The 15,023-nt window shown below is 38.6% G+C and carries 13 protein-coding genes, 1 other RNA gene and 1 pseudogene; 4 read left to right on the top strand and 11 right to left on the bottom strand.

All coding sequences use genetic code 11. From position 1 onward, the window contains the following. Nucleotides 1–4: 4 nt before the first annotated feature. Nucleotides 5–1,348 (top strand): RagB/SusD family nutrient uptake outer membrane protein, encoded by a 1,344-nt coding sequence (locus SOM16_RS06550; RefSeq protein WP_320463184.1) that lies wholly within the window; start codon nt 5–7, stop codon nt 1,346–1,348. Between the two features lie 40 nt (nt 1,349–1,388). Here SOM16_RS06550 and SOM16_RS06545 read toward each other — a convergent pair whose 3' ends face one another. The 7 genes from SOM16_RS06545 to SOM16_RS06515 form a co-directional block, all read right to left on the bottom strand. After that, nucleotides 1,389–1,691 (bottom strand): hypothetical protein, encoded by a 303-nt coding sequence (locus tag SOM16_RS06545; RefSeq protein WP_320463183.1) that lies wholly within the window; start codon nt 1,689–1,691, stop codon nt 1,389–1,391. A gap of 122 nt (nt 1,692–1,813) precedes the next feature. Then, nucleotides 1,814–2,254 (bottom strand): MauE/DoxX family redox-associated membrane protein, encoded by a 441-nt coding sequence (locus SOM16_RS06540; RefSeq protein ID WP_320463182.1) that lies wholly within the window; start codon nt 2,252–2,254, stop codon nt 1,814–1,816. Nucleotides 2,255–2,397: 143 nt separating this feature from the next. Then, the gene (locus SOM16_RS06535) at nt 2,398–2,985 is read right to left on the bottom strand and encodes a hypothetical protein (RefSeq protein WP_320463181.1); all 588 of its coding nucleotides are present in this window, start codon (nt 2,983–2,985) and stop codon (nt 2,398–2,400) included. 547 nt (nt 2,986–3,532) lie between these two features. Next, nucleotides 3,533–4,687 carry a hypothetical protein gene (locus tag SOM16_RS06530; RefSeq protein WP_320463180.1) on the bottom strand — a complete coding sequence of 385 codons (1,155 nt, stop codon included), beginning with the start codon at nt 4,685–4,687 and terminating at the stop codon, nt 3,533–3,535. Nucleotides 4,688–5,142: 455 nt separating this feature from the next. Next, complete coding sequence (locus SOM16_RS06525) at nt 5,143–6,270, bottom strand: TlpA disulfide reductase family protein (RefSeq protein ID WP_320463179.1); 1,128 nt, start codon at nt 6,268–6,270, stop codon at nt 5,143–5,145. 464 nt (nt 6,271–6,734) lie between these two features. After that, entirely contained in the window at nt 6,735–7,418 is a 684-nt protein-coding gene (locus tag SOM16_RS06520) for a DUF4397 domain-containing protein (RefSeq protein ID WP_320463178.1), read from the bottom strand. Nucleotides 7,419–7,450: 32 nt separating this feature from the next. Continuing rightward, entirely contained in the window at nt 7,451–7,897 is a 447-nt protein-coding gene (locus tag SOM16_RS06515; protein WP_320463177.1) for a DUF2141 domain-containing protein, read from the bottom strand. 271 nt (nt 7,898–8,168) lie between these two features. Here SOM16_RS06515 and SOM16_RS06510 point away from each other — a divergent pair, with 271 nt between their 5' ends. The 3 genes from SOM16_RS06510 (at nt 8,169) to SOM16_RS06500 (ending at nt 10,803) form a co-directional block, all read left to right on the top strand. Further along, nucleotides 8,169–9,191 carry a sensor histidine kinase gene (locus tag SOM16_RS06510; RefSeq protein WP_320463176.1) on the top strand — a complete coding sequence of 341 codons (1,023 nt, stop codon included), beginning with the start codon at nt 8,169–8,171 and terminating at the stop codon, nt 9,189–9,191. Next, nucleotides 9,188–9,952 (top strand): LytTR family DNA-binding domain-containing protein, encoded by a 765-nt coding sequence (locus SOM16_RS06505; protein ID WP_320463175.1) that lies wholly within the window; start codon nt 9,188–9,190, stop codon nt 9,950–9,952. Before SOM16_RS06510 ends, SOM16_RS06505 begins: the two co-directional genes overlap by 4 nt. Nucleotides 9,953–10,212: 260 nt before the next feature. Further along, entirely contained in the window at nt 10,213–10,803 is a 591-nt protein-coding gene (locus SOM16_RS06500) for a porin family protein (RefSeq protein WP_320463174.1), read from the top strand. Between the two features lie 364 nt (nt 10,804–11,167). Here SOM16_RS06500 and SOM16_RS06495 read toward each other — a convergent pair whose 3' ends face one another. The 4 genes and pseudogenes from SOM16_RS06495 to ssrA form a co-directional block, all read right to left on the bottom strand. Further along, on the bottom strand, nt 11,168–12,271 hold the full coding sequence (locus SOM16_RS06495) for an AI-2E family transporter (RefSeq protein WP_320463173.1): 1,104 nt from the start codon (nt 12,269–12,271) through the stop codon (nt 11,168–11,170). A 359-nt stretch (nt 12,272–12,630) separates the two neighbouring features. After that, nucleotides 12,631–13,413: pseudogene (locus SOM16_RS06490) on the bottom strand (nucleotidyl transferase AbiEii/AbiGii toxin family protein). Between the two features lie 68 nt (nt 13,414–13,481). Beyond that, nucleotides 13,482–14,120: a hypothetical protein gene (locus tag SOM16_RS06485; RefSeq protein ID WP_320463172.1), complete on the bottom strand. Its 639-nt coding sequence runs from the start codon at nt 14,118–14,120 to the stop codon at nt 13,482–13,484. A 499-nt stretch (nt 14,121–14,619) separates the two neighbouring features. After that, nucleotides 14,620–14,985: a transfer-messenger RNA gene (gene ssrA, locus SOM16_RS06480) on the bottom strand. Between the last annotated feature and the right edge of the window lie 38 nt (nt 14,986–15,023).

Genomic DNA, 15,023 nt, shown 5'->3' with positions numbered 1-15,023 from the left:
CATTATGAAAAAACGATATTACATCATTCTGCCTTTGCTTTTCGCATTGGCTTCCTGCAAGAAATTTTTGGATGAAAAATCTAATCGTTCGATTGCCATTGCCGAAACCCTGGCAGACCAGCAGTCGCTGCTAGATCATTATCAGGTGCTGAACCAGGCAGATGGAAATTCAGCAGAAATTAGCGCAACAGATTTCTATCTTACGGATACCGATTTTTCCTCCAGGCTGGAAAATGAACGCAACATGTATACCTGGCAACGAACCAATATCTTTTTGCCCGAGCTTAACGAATGGTCCAATAATTACAGAGGTGTTTACAGGGCCAACAGTGTTATTGAAAACCTGGAGAAAATACCGCGAACCCCTTCAAATGCTTCCCAATGGGATAATGTAAATGGTCAGGCCTATTATTATCGAGCAAAGAATATCCTCAAAAGCCTTTTTGTATGGGCTCCAGCTTATGACGTAGCTTCGGCTGGGACCGATCTTGGGGTTCCGCTCAGAACGGGCTCTGATTTTAATGTACCGTCTTTTAGATCGACGGTAGAAGAAGGTTATGCTAAAGTACTTTCTGATCTCCTGGTTTCGGTACGGTGCCTGCCACCTGTTGCCGTCCATGTGATGAGACCATCTAAAGCCGCCGCCTACGGAATGATGGCCAGGGCATTGTTAACCATGCGCAGGTACAATGAAGCTTTTCTTTATGCCGATTCGTCGCTGCGACTGAAAAATGAGCTGATGGATTTTAATACGCTTAATGCCGCCGCTCCACTTCCTATCCCGCAGTTTAACGTAGAAGTACTTCATGATAGTTTCTTTACCGGGGTGCCACTATCCAATGTAAGGGCGAAGACTGATCCACAGCTTTTTGCACGCTATGAAGCCAATGACCTGCGTAAGACGGTGTTTTTTAATGATAATAAAAATGGAACTTATGGTTTTAAGGGGAGTTATGAAGGGTTTACTACATTTTTTGCTGGTGTTGCTGTGGATGAGGTGCTGTTGATCAGGGCTGAATGCCTGGCCAGGATAAACAGGCTTCCAGAAGCTTTAACAGATCTTAACAAACTTCTGCGGAACCGTTATAAGAAAAATACATTTGTTGACAGGCAAAGTGCTGATCAGGCAGCGGTTATCACTATGGTGCTGAACGAGAGAAGGAAGGAACTACTGATGAGGGGATTGAGATGGGCAGATGTGAAAAGGCTAAATAAAGAAGGTGCGGGGATTAGTTTGACACGAACAGTAAACGGTAAAAGTTATATCCTTTCGCCTAATTCATCTGGATTTGTGTTGCCTATCCCAGAACTGGTAATTGAAGCTTCGGGAATGCCACAAAACCCGTAATACAAATAGGTGCAGCTATTATAAACTGCACCTATTTTTATTAATCTCTGGTAGATCTGATTTCGGGAGAAGCCATTATCTTTTCTGCAGTATCATTGCTTAACAGATAAGAGGAAAGAGATCCTTCCACTTCAATAGTGCAAGGAAGTACATTTTCTTGACTGCAACTGAAAGATGTTGCTTCTGAAACAGGTTCCCACGAGCTTTCATCTTTAATTTGATCATTACTTTCTTTGTAGTGATATAATGTTCCAGTGGTTGATGAAGTGAAAGCGCTTTGGGTAATGATAAGGCCGAATCCTAATACAAGGGCTGCAAGACCTAAATTTAATTTTTTTAACATGTTGTTGTAGATTGATTTTCTGCTTATCAGATAAGGCTTAAGCAGTTAGCCTATTTGTCCTTTTCTTTGGCCTTCGGACTTGCTGGTTCATATTGAGTTGGGTTAGCCATTCCCTCGTGGTTTTACTCTTTGCCGACTGCCTCCCGCTTTATTTTGATATTTAATGCAAAAATTGCTAAGATTAAGAAAATCAGGTTGAATAGTAAATGCCCTTTCCAGCCCAGAGAGCGGATTACTCCGCCACAACTACAGGGAACTTTGGGGAAATATCCAATAGTAATCAGGAAAATATATCCTGTAAAGGCAGCAATCAGCAGCAAAGAGAATATTAAACCTATTTTATTCGTCCTTTCAAACAACAACAGTAAAACAGCCAATAGTTCGAAAGCAGGTACAATGTAGATTAACATCGCTGATATTTCAGCATTAAATACCTGGTGTTGCATCTCCAGTCTGTAGGTTCCAAAGTTTATGAGTTTGCTTCCTGCAGTATAAATCCATAAGAGGATAAATGCTGCGGAAATAACCTGTAATGCATAATATTTGGATCTGATGGCACTCATTATTCTGGCGTTTTAATTTTGTTATTCGAAGTTGGTGCTTTTCGAATGTTGCATCATCACATCTAGGTGGGAAAGAGTCTTTGATTTTCCTGGTGGGAATACATCTATATGGGGTTTACAGCGATACTCGTTCTAATTTTACTTCATTGTTTCGTATATCTTTTTGTCCTCATTGCACTGAGTGTAGAGGGATGTATGCCGAGATAGCTAGCAACACTTTTCACGGCAGTTACGTTAAAAATATTTGGAAAGGCTTGCAGTAATTGGTGCAGGCGCTGATCTGCGCTATTGAGTTTTAGGTCTGTAAGTGTGGAAATAGTTTTAGCCCAGGTTTCAGCGCTAATCGCCATGCTAAGGGTAATGGCTTCGCGAAAAAGTTTATGGACATTGGGAATATGATTTTCGGGGATGCAGTGTAATATCGATTCTTCCAGAAATTCTAAAAATAACATTCCTTTAAAATGACTTGCAACCAATTGAAGATCCGGAATCATTTGCCGGGAAGGTAAAAAAAGTATAGTTACCTCTTGTTCGCTATCTTCTTCATAAAGGAAAATCCTTGCACTTCCTTTTTCCAAATAACAATATCCGCCCAGAATGGTCTCTGAGATGCAAATTTTGTCTGCCCCGGTAAATAGGGTTTCTTGTAAGGTAATTTTAAGATAGCCCTTCAATCCTGGAGAAAGGCTTTGATAGGTTGATAGTTTGCGGAGGTATTGATCTTTTTCCATAATTGGTTTTTCATTGGGTAAAATGTGGTGCTGTCTTTAGCGTTGCTGAAAGCGCAACCCTGAGCAACCCTTTTATTTTTTTGTTTGGAAATGATAAAAGCATGGAATCTGTTATATTTGGCTCATGAAATAAATCAATTACATACATGATATTTTAGCAATTGCTATTTTACTGTTTTAGAAAACCGCGAAATTTTCAAAAGACACAGGGAAAAATAGATGGTTGCCTATGCTATAAAGCGTGGGTGCCTGTTTATCTTGTGTCTTAGGCTCTTCGCGGTGCCTCTAAAGCAGATATCAGGTCAACCCACGTTTTTATTATGGATTATTCTGCCGAGTCTAATATCTCTTTGTTAAACCTTCCTATAATGGAGCTTCCGCTAACCGAGTCTTTTAAACTAAGATGTAAGCTGATGGGTTTTTTTACACTAAATGATATTCTTATTGTCGATCAGAATGCGTTGCACCTTAATAATGACTATTCAGAACGTTGGTATTTTGAGTTTATAGATTTTCTGCAAAGGAAGGACCTGATTTATCTGCTAGGTTAATATTTTTCCTGTGCAATAACCAGCATAGTCACGATTTTGTCGATTACTTTTTCCACATCAGTCCCTTTATTTCCATAATAGGCGTTCTTAAAGCTTTTTTCTGATATCTTTTCGGTTTCTATGGTGCTGTAGTGCTTCGTTACATATTGATGAAGCACCTTTGGACTTTGAGGCAAAATAATATTGGCTTCTACCTGCAGGTGTATAAATATAGCTAGCTGGCGAATGGTAAGGGTTACCTTGAAATTGCTCTCCAGCAGTCCGGTTGAACTTAAATCCTCAGCAGTGGCTTCAAGAGATCGTAGGTATTCGAGTTCTGCATCCAGAAATCTTTGTACAGATTCTTCAATTACGGGTAGTTTCCTGTCGTAGGTGGATATTGAAAGCTTAAATACTTGTTTAAAATTTTTTTTCAGGAAATTGAGGATCCTGTATTGTTCAGTAATGTTTTCACATTTCTCGATCGCTTCCGTAAAATAATTGCAGCAGAGGTGGTAAAATGCTGGATGATTAAAATTTAAAGAAACAATGGTTTGAATAATTTCCAGTGTTTCGAGTGGTTTATTAGCAACAATACACGATTCGTTAAGCTGTTCGAAAAAATCTTCGAGATAAGCACCCTGTTCGTAAGAAAAGTTTTTTTTTGGATGTAGGAGTTGCTCAAAAAGTTGTAGGAAAATTTCTATCGTCTGGTCATCGACTCCTTGTACTTTTAGCAAATCTGAGCATCCGGCAATCTGCTCTTTTAGTTTTGTTTTTAGCCTTTCTGTTGCAGCCTGATTTAATAGCATGCTATAGTCAAAATACAAGGGAAAATCAGACTTCAGCAAAACCAATAAATCTTCTGCAGCTTTCCTACAGCTTTTCAGGTTTTTATTTTTCGGCTCATTTTGCGTAGATGGTTGACACTCATTTTTAATTGCATTTTCCAATTCATTTAGGATTGTTGAGATCGCCTGTTGGTATTGGAATAACGTAAATTTGCACTTTTCAGGTTCCATTAAGACTATACTTTGATGTATGGTGTCTCGTATTTGATTAGACTCTGCCTTCAATTCTAAATCCAGCTGATCTGGATCATCATGCCAGGAAGATAATTCATTAATTTCTATATTGATGATCCGGCTAAAGTTTAAAAGTTCATAAGTCATTTTCAGTCTCGATAGTTTGACTTTAACTTATTTCTTTTATGTTTAATTTCGGTACAACCTTGGTGAAACATAGAGATAGCATGGTAAAAGCCATTTTCAAGGGTCTGAATTTTTCTTTTAGCAAACCTGATCAAGCGTTATCTATCTTGATCAGCATCCAATCCTGGATAGCTAATATTTTCGTAACTATTTTACGAGTTGAGTGATGCCTGTGGAATTCATCGTTTTTAAATAACTGTAGTCAACCGGTTTGATTGATGGTTTACTGTTCGTAGGGGAAGATGCAACGCCTTACAAAACAAAAGAATAAATGAACTGGCATGTTGCCGGGATAAGCCTTTTTTTTTGTAGGATAACCTTTTTTCATATTTGTCTTATAATTGAGAAAAATGTACAACATCTATAATAGGAGGATAGAATGCAAGTAGTGATGTCGTTTTTCAAATGTTAATGACCTAAATCTTTCCAAATAACTCTGCAAGCTTGGTATCCAGGTCCTCGCCACGCAGATTTTTAGCAATAATTTTACCGCTGGGATCAAGCAGGAAGTTTTGAGGGATCTGATGCACACCATACTTTTTGACAGTTTCACTGTTCCAGAATTTAAGGTCAGATACCTGAGTCCATGTTAAGTTGTCTTTATGAATAGCTTTTAGCCAATTTTCTTTTCCGTTAGGCCGGTCTAATGAAACGCCGATGATGTTGAAGTTTTTGTTCTTATAATTTTTGTATGCTTTTACCAGGTTAGGGTTTTCTGCTCGGCAAGGACCACACCATGATGCCCAGAAATCTACCAGTATGTATTTACCACGAAAAGACGATAGGCTAACTAGTTTGCCCGCGGTATCTGGCTCGGCAAACTCGGGTGCTACAGCACCAATAGCTACTGCTTTGAATGTTATTAGTGCTTTTGCATAAGCTATGCCTGTTGACGATGCTTTTACTTCAGGAGTTAAGGCTTCAAATAATGGCGCAATTTCAGCGTAGTCCGCACTATAGGCATAAGCTTGTAAAGCTTCTAAACTAACAGGAGAGTTTGGGTGTTCTTTGATAAACTGTTCATTAACGGCTTTCTCTTTCTGATCCAGCGCTTTTCTTTCCTGCTTAGTCTGCCCGATAAATTCAGGGGTTTTTGCTTTGGCTCCCGCTGCTTTTTCCTTTGCCTCTATTGCCTCGTAACCCTCCTTTATCGGTTTTAAGGCTGCACGATAGCTTGCATTTTCCTGGTTGATTTTTGTTCCGTAAACTTTCGCGTTTTCTAATAGATCTGTAGTGCTTACGTTTATAGTGCCTGGTTCAAGATAAACAGAGATGTAATCACTATCGCTATCAAAGCCAGTGCTTTTTGGATTGAATATGAGATAGCCCATTTCAGGTACGGCGCCAATATCGCCTGTGAATTTAAATTTGCCATTTTTTAATTCAGTAGAGTCAATGATGATTTTTTTATCCATTTGATATCTCAGGTATACCTTAGCCGGGGCACCGAAGGTACCTATGTTACCCTGGACAGTAAAAATGGAATTCTGGGCAAAAACCAGTGCCGGCATCAAAGCCAATGCTGTTAAAACTAATTTTTTCATACTGTAAATTTGAAGATAGATTTAAATTTTTGACTCTTATTTATATAGTTGCAAAAAAAAAGCTTTGATAATTGTGAATCCAACAAAAAACGCTGAATGTTTTGCAATGTTGCTTATTTGGGGAATATATTTAAATCTTAACCTAATGTTAATCAATAATATATGATGGTGATAAACATTATTCGTGATTTTGTGAGATAGATAAATTAGACAATTGTTCGTTTTAGGGAAGCAGATTGATAAATGCAATAGGGCAAGAAATCTGAGCTAATATTCACCGACCAGAAACAGACCACAGCAAAAAGAAAATATTTCATGAAAAACGATTATTCTAATTGAAATTACTTATTGAAGTATTTGATCTCCTGGCATTAGCACTAGTAAAACAATCGATGATATGACAAGGTGCCGGTTCGTTACAATGAATGCTATGTATTCAAGAGATTTATTAATTTAATTTACAATTACTGATCATGCAAGACCTTATTCTCTATCAGTTTCCCGTCGGCATCGTCTGTGAAATAGATGTCGTAAATTCGTCCGGACTGCAAATCACGAACATCTGAAGTTCCCAGTATTTCGCCTGAAGAAGTACTACTTAACTGTATGGAAAGTACCCCCGGGTCAACGAACTTGTAGCCGGTATCCTCATTTCTGGTGATATTGTTCTGGAGCTCCGTGCCTGACGAGTCTTTGATGCGTACATTGGAAGGAGCATTGTCGCTAAAGTGAATAAATTTGATTTTGACTTTTCCTGAATTCGGCGTACTTAAGTTATCTGTAAAGTATTTGATGCGTGCCTTACTTCCCTGTCCGATGAGATAAACAGTTTGTGAAATGGTGTTTGCGGTAAAAATTTCCCCAGAGGCATACACAGATCCATTAGGGTTTTTGAATTCTGCTACTAGTCTTGTGCCTGAAGGGCTGGAAATGTAATTGGTGGCATCTTGATATCTCAGTCCTTCCGAAACCAGGATACTTCCAGCGAGGGTAAAACTTTGAGGGCTTGATGTGGCGGAAGCATTGACAATTTTAAGTTTAAACTGCCCGGTATCGTCAACATTATTTTTTTTGCAGGAAGAAAATGCTGAAATAAAAATCAGGATTGCTAATGAAAGCAGACGTGATTTGGTGTTTGATGTTTTCATTTTTGATTTTTAACGTATTAAAAGGTTGTTGCTTAAATGTATTTGATTCTGATTGCGATTTTTTTTGTTTTTTTGATATCGATCTGAAACTGCTCGAATTTTGGTTTTTTTAGCGTCTCCATGAAAAAATCAGAGAATCCAAATCCCTCTTTTGGCATGCCAATGAAATTTTTGTCCATCTTTCCATTACTGTTTTCATCATCTAAAAGTGTGAGTCCATATTTGCCTGCATCTATTGGGAATTTTACCGTCATTGCGCCAGCGTTTATATTTGTCTTGCTGAAGGTAAATTGCTTATAGGGCTGCTGATGCTCATAGCCGGTTTCATCCCTGTATACCTGGATAATGATATTTCCTTTTGCACTTCTTATTTCACTGATTTGCATGACAGCTTCTTCCGGGCCTACTTTGTAGGAAGAAATACAGATCAAGCTTAACCCTAATAAGGTATTAAGGCTTGCAATAATTACGTTGTACATAGTCTTTAATTTTTTTTGATAATAAGCGAAAGTATATCATCGTGGAAAACACGTAAAGATAAAAGATGGTGGAGCGGACGTAAAGGCGGCTGAACAATGCTTTTAAGGCATCCAAATGATTTATTAATTTTTGTTAAATCGCTTTGGCTTAAACTGCTACATTTGTTTGGTACTTTAATTTTAAGGAAGATTTGTCCGTTTCACTTGCGTTTTTGTCCGCTTCGCTATAATTTCATTGTGATCATTGACGTGGATTGTTAGGTTTGTTAATATGCTTTTAAAATTGAATGTAAAGCGGCTCAATCGGTTAAGCTGGTTGCTGGCGGCAATTGTCGGGCTGATTTTCTATGTAATTTATCTGCACAATGGCCCGCAAAAGTCGCTATACTCTTATACACTGCTTTCGTTTTTGGGCGTTGCACTGATTGGCCATGTAGATGTGGCATTAATGGTGCTGTTAAGTAAACGCTTTTCTGTGAAGTCTAAGAAGTTTACGCTTTACAGAACGCTGGTTACTTATCCGCTAAGTATTGCCATTTATATGTTACTTTGGCCAATATGTGCATATCTGGCACTTTTTCAATCCCCGCTGTGGACAATGAACCTTCTGCTGGCTTTCATTGGTTCTGGAATTTTAATGAACACCATGGTAACTATTATGCATGATTCGGTATTATTTTATGAATATAAACTGGAAGCAGATCTGGAGGTTGAGAAACTGAGGGCATCAAATGCGGAAGCCAAAAATATGCTGTTAAAGCAGCAGATTCAACCTCACTTTCTCTTTAACGCCCTCAATACCCTAAAAGCACTTTATAATAAAGATACTTTAATGGCAGATGATTATATTGTACATATGGCAAGTTTCTTAAGGACCGCAATATCCGAACAGGGCGCGAACCTTTCTACATTGAAACAGGAATTGACTTTTTTGAACGATTATCTGGAAATGCAAAGGATGCGTTTTGGTCATGCACTTCAATATAACATTGAGATTAGTGAGCAGGAGCAGGAGTTATTTTCGCTTCCATCTTTTTCATTGCAACCTTTGATGGAGAATGCGCTAAAGCACAATAACTTTACCCTTGTCAGCCCGCTTATTGTGAACATTAGACGAGTTGGGGAATGGCTGGTTATAAGCAATAACCTGCAAAGAAAACGGGTGAATGTTTCCTCAACTCATTCTGGTCTTGCTAACCTGGCTGAGCGCTACCGGCTCTACTCTGGTGATGAGGTTGTGATCAAAAGTGATGAAAACATCTTTTCAGTGAGTATTAAACTTTTAAGGAAATGAAAATCGTAATCATTGAGGATGAACCCATAGTGGCAGATGATCTTGAGAAAAATTTCAGGATGTTATTGCCCCAGCCACTGGAAATTGATAAGATTGCTTCAGTTACGGAAGGCATTGAGTACTTTTCCAAAGGCCTGCTACCGGACTTGATTTTTAGCGATATTCAGCTGGGAGATGGCCTCAGCTTTGAAATTTTTATTGCATGTAAACTATCCGTGCCGGTTATATTTTGCACGGCATATGACGAATATGCACTGGATGCGTTCAAGGCAAACGGCATTGATTATGTTTTAAAACCCTTTTCTAAAACTACCCTTAGTTCCGCACTTCAAAAATATCATCGGCTGAAACAGCTTTTCTCTGCTGAACAAACTCCACAAATGGCCGCCCTCGTCAGATTAATGTCCAACTCAGTACTTCAGCGTGCCTCTTCCATTCTCGTTTACCATCAGGACAAGATTATCCCGGTTAACGTCGATGAAATTGCACTGTTTTATCTGGCTAACGAGGTATTGCATCTATTAACTTTTTCAGGTAAAACTTATTATCCTAATGGCAGCTTAGACGAGATGGAAAGGGTATCTGGCAACTCCTTTTTTCGGGCGAATCGCCAGTTTCTGGTCAGTAGAAAGGCAATAACAGATGTGTCGAGTTTTTTTACCCGAAAACTTTCAGTTAATCTGAAAATGCCTTTCGAAGAACGGATATATGTAAGTAAGGTCAAAGCACCCATTTTTTTGAAATGGCTCTCAAATGAATAAGTAAGTTACCAGCTTGCTGAGGATACCTCGCTACTTCAACATCTTTTGTTTGCCTTCTTGTTCACAAAAAGGTTGCTTGCCCTTGTTAGTGGGTTTCTTCTTTTTTCCTATCCTTTTTTTACCATGCTTTCATTCCCCTTGCCGGTTCATTTTGTCCGTTTCACCAATTTTATTCTTTTCTGATTTTGCTTTAACCTGCACATTTGGCTTAAATAAATAAAGGTGTAAAGCCTTTATAAAATGTTCCATAAAAATAAGTTATGAAAAAGCTATTATTACTATCAACAGTGTGTGTGCTACTATCCACCAAAAGTTTCAGTCAGGGATTGATGAAAAAGTTATCAGAAAAGCTCGAATTTGGGGTTAAAGCGGGAGGGAATTACAGTAATTTTGAAGGTGCAAATTTTAGGGTAGATCCTCTTGCTGGCTTCCATGCTGGTGTAACTGTGGCCTTTAAAGTAACTGATCAGTTCCTTATTCAGCAGGAGTTTTTGTATTCTCAACAAGGCGCTAAAGTTCTGTCTGGTCCGTTAGATGCTGCAGAAATCAAACTTTCCTATATCAATGTGCCGGTCCTTTTAAAATACAGAACAGCTATCGGGCTATTTGTCGAGGCGGGGCCACAGGTGAGCCTAAAAATGAAAGAAAATGTATCTGGCTTTGAAAATGCTGATTTTGCAAAGAAAATAGATTTTGGTTTAGCAGGAGGATTAGGTTTTCAGTCTAAGATCGGATTGGGTATTGGTGCCAGATACATTTACGGAATGGAAAAAGTGATGGAAAATCCTAATGCAGCATTGGGTGAATTTAAAAATAATAACATCCAGGCGAGCATCTTTTATAAATTCTGATTGGTTTAGCCTTCATTTGCTCGAAGTTATATTCCGGGTGACGTGTCGGCATCAGGAATATAACTTCGAAATTCCAACGCGTTGCTGGAGCGAATCGAGATGGATAGGTAAGATAGTGGAATCAAGCATCGCCTTTGAAAAATTGTTGTAGGGCAATTTCTTAATAAGGCTTTTATAGGAGACCGCAAGCCAGTTTTTAGAATAAAATAACATATTCCTTTGTTGGCAACTTTTGGAATTTATATGATAGGCTTGGAAAATTCGCAGGTCAAAAGGCCTAAAGCGGAACGTCTTCTTCTCTACTGCTTGACGCAAAATGCCTGATTGAACTAAAATGTAACATTGATTAGCATTTTCCAGGTCTTCATTTCACAACACTGGCTGATGGCTTTGGATTTCTCCGGCGTAACCTTTTGAGCTGTCCCATGTGTTCAGTAGGAATGTTGTCACCAAGAAGTTTTCCCCATGGCTTTAATCCCTCGATCCTATCAAAAATAATTTTCAGTACGGCAATGAAGGGGATCGACAGAAACATACCCGGTACACCCCACAGGGCGGCACCAAGCAATACAACAACAATGGAGATCAACGCATTGATCTGCACCTTCGAGGAGACAATCCTGGGAACCAAGATATTGTTGTCAATAAACTGAATCAGTGCATAGGATGCAATAATAAGTAATTGTGTGGTAAAGCCATCGGTCGTAAGTGTTGCCATCAAGACTGGTAGTGCAATAGCGATAATCCCTCCAATATAAGGTAAAAGGTTTAATATGGCACCGATGACCCCAATCAGAATCGCATTCTGAACGCCGAGTATTAATAATGCACATGAATTCATCACCGCAACGATACCCGTTTCAATCAATAAGCCCACAATATAGCTTTGAATAGCTGCTTTTGTCTCGGTTAGTATTTCTCCAACTTTTTGCTGATTTTCCTCTGAAAATACTTCATATAGAAAGTTAAGGATAAGTGTTTTGTAAAGCATGATCAGGAAGGTATATACTGGAATCAAAAAGATTACACTGAGTACGCCGAGCGCTCCGCTAAGTGTTTCTCCAATTACAGCCTTACTGCCATTTGCTGCCTCTTTAACCATTTGTACCTGTTTTTGAACAGCGATTCCAAAAGTCTGCTCCAACCATTTTTGAATATTGACTAACATTTCCGCAAATTTTTGTTTCATTGCATCCACATTATCAAAGAAATGTGCAATCTGGGAACTTAAGAAGTAGGCGAGGCCTGCAAGAGCAAGTATGGCAATGAGCATGGAAATGATGATGGCCACTATCTTATTCATTTTCTGTTCAAGTCTTACACAAAGAGGGTTAAGCAATATTGCAATCAATGCGGCAAATGCAAGCGGAACCATGACGTCGCGAAGAATACTTAGTATAAATACGAAGATGACAAGTCCCAGCAAAATTAGCGGAGCTTTAATAAAGAAAGGGTATTCCTTTTTCATGGTTAGATTAGTTTGCATGGTGAACATCGTACGGCTCAAAATGTTCTAAAATGTGATTTTTTATTTTTGGGATCCCTAACCTGAAAAATGCCAGCCGATTAAGCTTATCAAAGCCATTGGCAAGTTACAAAACTGGGTGTCGGATAAGGCAACAGAGAGTGATTTTCAAAAAAAAAATATGCATTTTTTTTAGCCGTCTTTTCTTCTATCCTGGCAAGTACAAATGCACTGTATAGCCCCTTTATACCACCGCCATGAGTATTTTGAAAACGTTATCTTTTGATTGCATTTCTTTTTAGGTGAAATGATTGCCATTGTGCGAAAATGTGGTGATGATGATCGGAGAGGTCCTTCCTTATCTATTGAAATTTTAATTTATCCACCAGATCATTAAAGTACTTTTCTCCCCAAATTTCAAGCACGGCATCATCTTTTATGAATGGTACAACATCTTCCTTTATATTGTCAAATGAAACAGCCTTAATTTTCTCGCGGAGTAAGCCTATGACATCATCCAGGCTTAGTTCTTCTTTGCTCCAGTCACCGGTATCTTTTGCCCTTAACTTAAAATGCTGTAAGTTTAATGGTATTCCTTTTTTTATGTACCATTCCAAGTCATACCAATCCCTTCCTTTGACCCGGTTTTTCCACTTGCGGAATAGCAGTGCATGCATTTTCCCGGCAAAAAGACTGGGCTTGTCGAAACATTTTACATAAAAGGAAAAAGGACGTGTGAGCAGTTTCATTTCTGTTGTAAATCCCAGTGGTGGCTGGCGGTCCACTTCTATCTTTATTTTCATGGATCTGTTTGTAGATTTTATGCCGGCCTGCTTTACAATATCTTCCAGTATCAATTCTTTCCATTCGGTTTCAGATTTAAGGAAAGCTGAATCGATATTTGTTTTTTCTTTTTTCTCCTTTTCCCGGATGCTTACTTTCATACCTATGGATTCAAATTCGGCCACAATAGCGTCGAAGTAAGGTTCAAGAGAAAAATCAGGATCTGCTTCGAATAGTTAAAAATCCAGGTCTTCAGAGAATCGATCCAACCCATAAAATATACGCAATGCTGTTTCACCATAAAAGGCTGCTTTTTCAAAGAAATTGGTTCTTGAAAGGCCGGCCAATGCAACTTCCTGCATAATTTCTCTCAAGGCTGAAAGTACATCTTCTGTATTTTTAGGGGCATATTCCCCAATCCATTCTTTAATCATAAGTTCTCAAGTGTTTTAACGAGCATTTTTAAACTTTCCTTTTTTGGTGCATCCTCAATCCAGGAGCGCAGCTCCCTAAGATTTAGCTTGCGAAGCCATTCCGGATCTATCCGCAGATCGTCCAGTAAAAAACTACGTGTTTGAACTGGACTTCTTAATACAAGTCCGGTCGTGGCAATTATTTTATCACATAGTGCTTTTTCAGGTAGTGCTACAAGGGCAACCTGTCCTGGAGACAATTCTATACTCCTAATCCCAAAGCTGTAATATGGTGATGGCATAAACCAGTAGTTAAACCTGCCTTTTGGAGTTTTGAATTTTTTGGAGAGTTTCATCGTAATCGACTTAATTTCATAGACCCGCTCAGGAATTAAGCCCCAGTACGACATAGCTGATTCAAGCGATACATAACTCGGCCCCCATAAATGATTTGCGATCAGGAAAGTTTCGGGACCGGTCAAATCTGTTTTTATGCCAGGAATATAAAGCCCTTTCTTTAATGGGGTCAGCTCACCGCTCTTTATCAGTTCACTGATCTTGTCATTCGGCCTTTTATAATCTTTGAGCATATCCAGAATGACCTGTCTGGTAAGAGGGGCATTATTGTACTGTCTGACTAAATATTTAAAGTCCATGTTGTTAAATTATTCTAATAAAATCGGAATATTTCCGATTTAAAGCAAATTTTTTAACATAATTTGATGTACCTGTATGAGTTGATAATCGGAAATAATCCGATTATTGTGATATTATTACGCATTATGGTATCTGTCTAATTGGCGTATTCGTCGTCGCATGGAGATTTCGCTGAAAGGCAACTATTGATATTGACCTTTAAATAAGCAAGGCGGCCAGTGATTCTGAAAAAATGAAAACCGAAGCTGTATTGAACTTAATTGCAAAAATATTCACATATATGATTCTGAAGGAGCTCAATAAAGATAAGGATCCATTAAATGAGGATTATTTATTTGATAATCAAATGGTTGTGGTTTTTGTCGAAAGGATGATCATATGTTAGAGAGGAGTCGAACTCCTATTTAGTTGATTGTGCTATGGGAAATAAGCTAATAATAAAATAACCCCTATCTCAAAGATTTAACTACTTGTAAATCAGTGATATAGGGGTTTTTGTTGTGGAGCCGAAGGGAGTCGAACCCTTGTCCAGTTGTGAGATAAATTATACCTTCTACATGCTTATTTTTCAATTAATTTTCGAGCTATAAACGGGCTGAAAACCGACCTTGTTTATAACCTTAGATACTTTATCTCACTTCAAGTCGTATCTCCTTGAAGCCAGCTTTGTTGTTTCGATGCCCCGGTTTCTAACCCAACAATGCAACAGTTAGAGGGACAAAAGCTGTTTAGTTCTAAACTAGGCAGCTAAGGCGTAAGTGTTTTCGCCAACTAAAATGTGATCGTTCACTTTAAGTGCTCTCCGAACAACGCACTGCATGCTAACATAACCTTCGCCACCCTGTCAAATCCAAGAACGGCCCCGGTGTTTAGTTTTTGAGTTTTGAATTTTGAGTATCAAG

It is taken from the genome of Pedobacter sp. CFBP9032, from assembly GCF_034045265.1.
Taxonomy (GTDB): Bacteria; Bacteroidota; Bacteroidia; order Sphingobacteriales; family Sphingobacteriaceae; genus Pedobacter.
Note: the sequence above shows the minus strand (reverse complement) of the source record. Positions and strands in the feature narration are given on the sequence as shown.

Excerpts from the sequence above, each read along its gene's own strand:
- SOM16_RS06530 (WP_320463180.1), bottom strand. The coding sequence starts at position 4,687 with ATGACTTATGAACTTTTAAACTTTAGCCGGATCATCAATATAGAAATT.
- SOM16_RS06535 (WP_320463181.1), bottom strand. The coding sequence starts at position 2,985 with ATGGAAAAAGATCAATACCTCCGCAAACTATCAACCTATCAAAGCCTT.
- SOM16_RS06500 (WP_320463174.1), top strand. The coding sequence starts at position 10,213 with ATGAAAAAGCTATTATTACTATCAACAGTGTGTGTGCTACTATCCACC.
- SOM16_RS06545 (WP_320463183.1), bottom strand. The coding sequence starts at position 1,691 with ATGTTAAAAAAATTAAATTTAGGTCTTGCAGCCCTTGTATTAGGATTC.
- SOM16_RS06520 (WP_320463178.1), bottom strand. The coding sequence starts at position 7,418 with ATGAAAACATCAAACACCAAATCACGTCTGCTTTCATTAGCAATCCTG.
- SOM16_RS06485 (WP_320463172.1), bottom strand. The coding sequence starts at position 14,120 with ATGGACTTTAAATATTTAGTCAGACAGTACAATAATGCCCCTCTTACC.
- SOM16_RS06515 (WP_320463177.1), bottom strand. The coding sequence starts at position 7,897 with ATGTACAACGTAATTATTGCAAGCCTTAATACCTTATTAGGGTTAAGC.
- SOM16_RS06495 (WP_320463173.1), bottom strand. The coding sequence starts at position 12,271 with ATGAAAAAGGAATACCCTTTCTTTATTAAAGCTCCGCTAATTTTGCTG.
- SOM16_RS06525 (WP_320463179.1), bottom strand. The coding sequence starts at position 6,270 with ATGAAAAAATTAGTTTTAACAGCATTGGCTTTGATGCCGGCACTGGTT.
- SOM16_RS06540 (WP_320463182.1), bottom strand. The coding sequence starts at position 2,254 with ATGAGTGCCATCAGATCCAAATATTATGCATTACAGGTTATTTCCGCA.
- SOM16_RS06550 (WP_320463184.1), top strand. The coding sequence starts at position 5 with ATGAAAAAACGATATTACATCATTCTGCCTTTGCTTTTCGCATTGGCT.
- SOM16_RS06505 (WP_320463175.1), top strand. The coding sequence starts at position 9,188 with ATGAAAATCGTAATCATTGAGGATGAACCCATAGTGGCAGATGATCTT.
- SOM16_RS06510 (WP_320463176.1), top strand. The coding sequence starts at position 8,169 with ATGCTTTTAAAATTGAATGTAAAGCGGCTCAATCGGTTAAGCTGGTTG.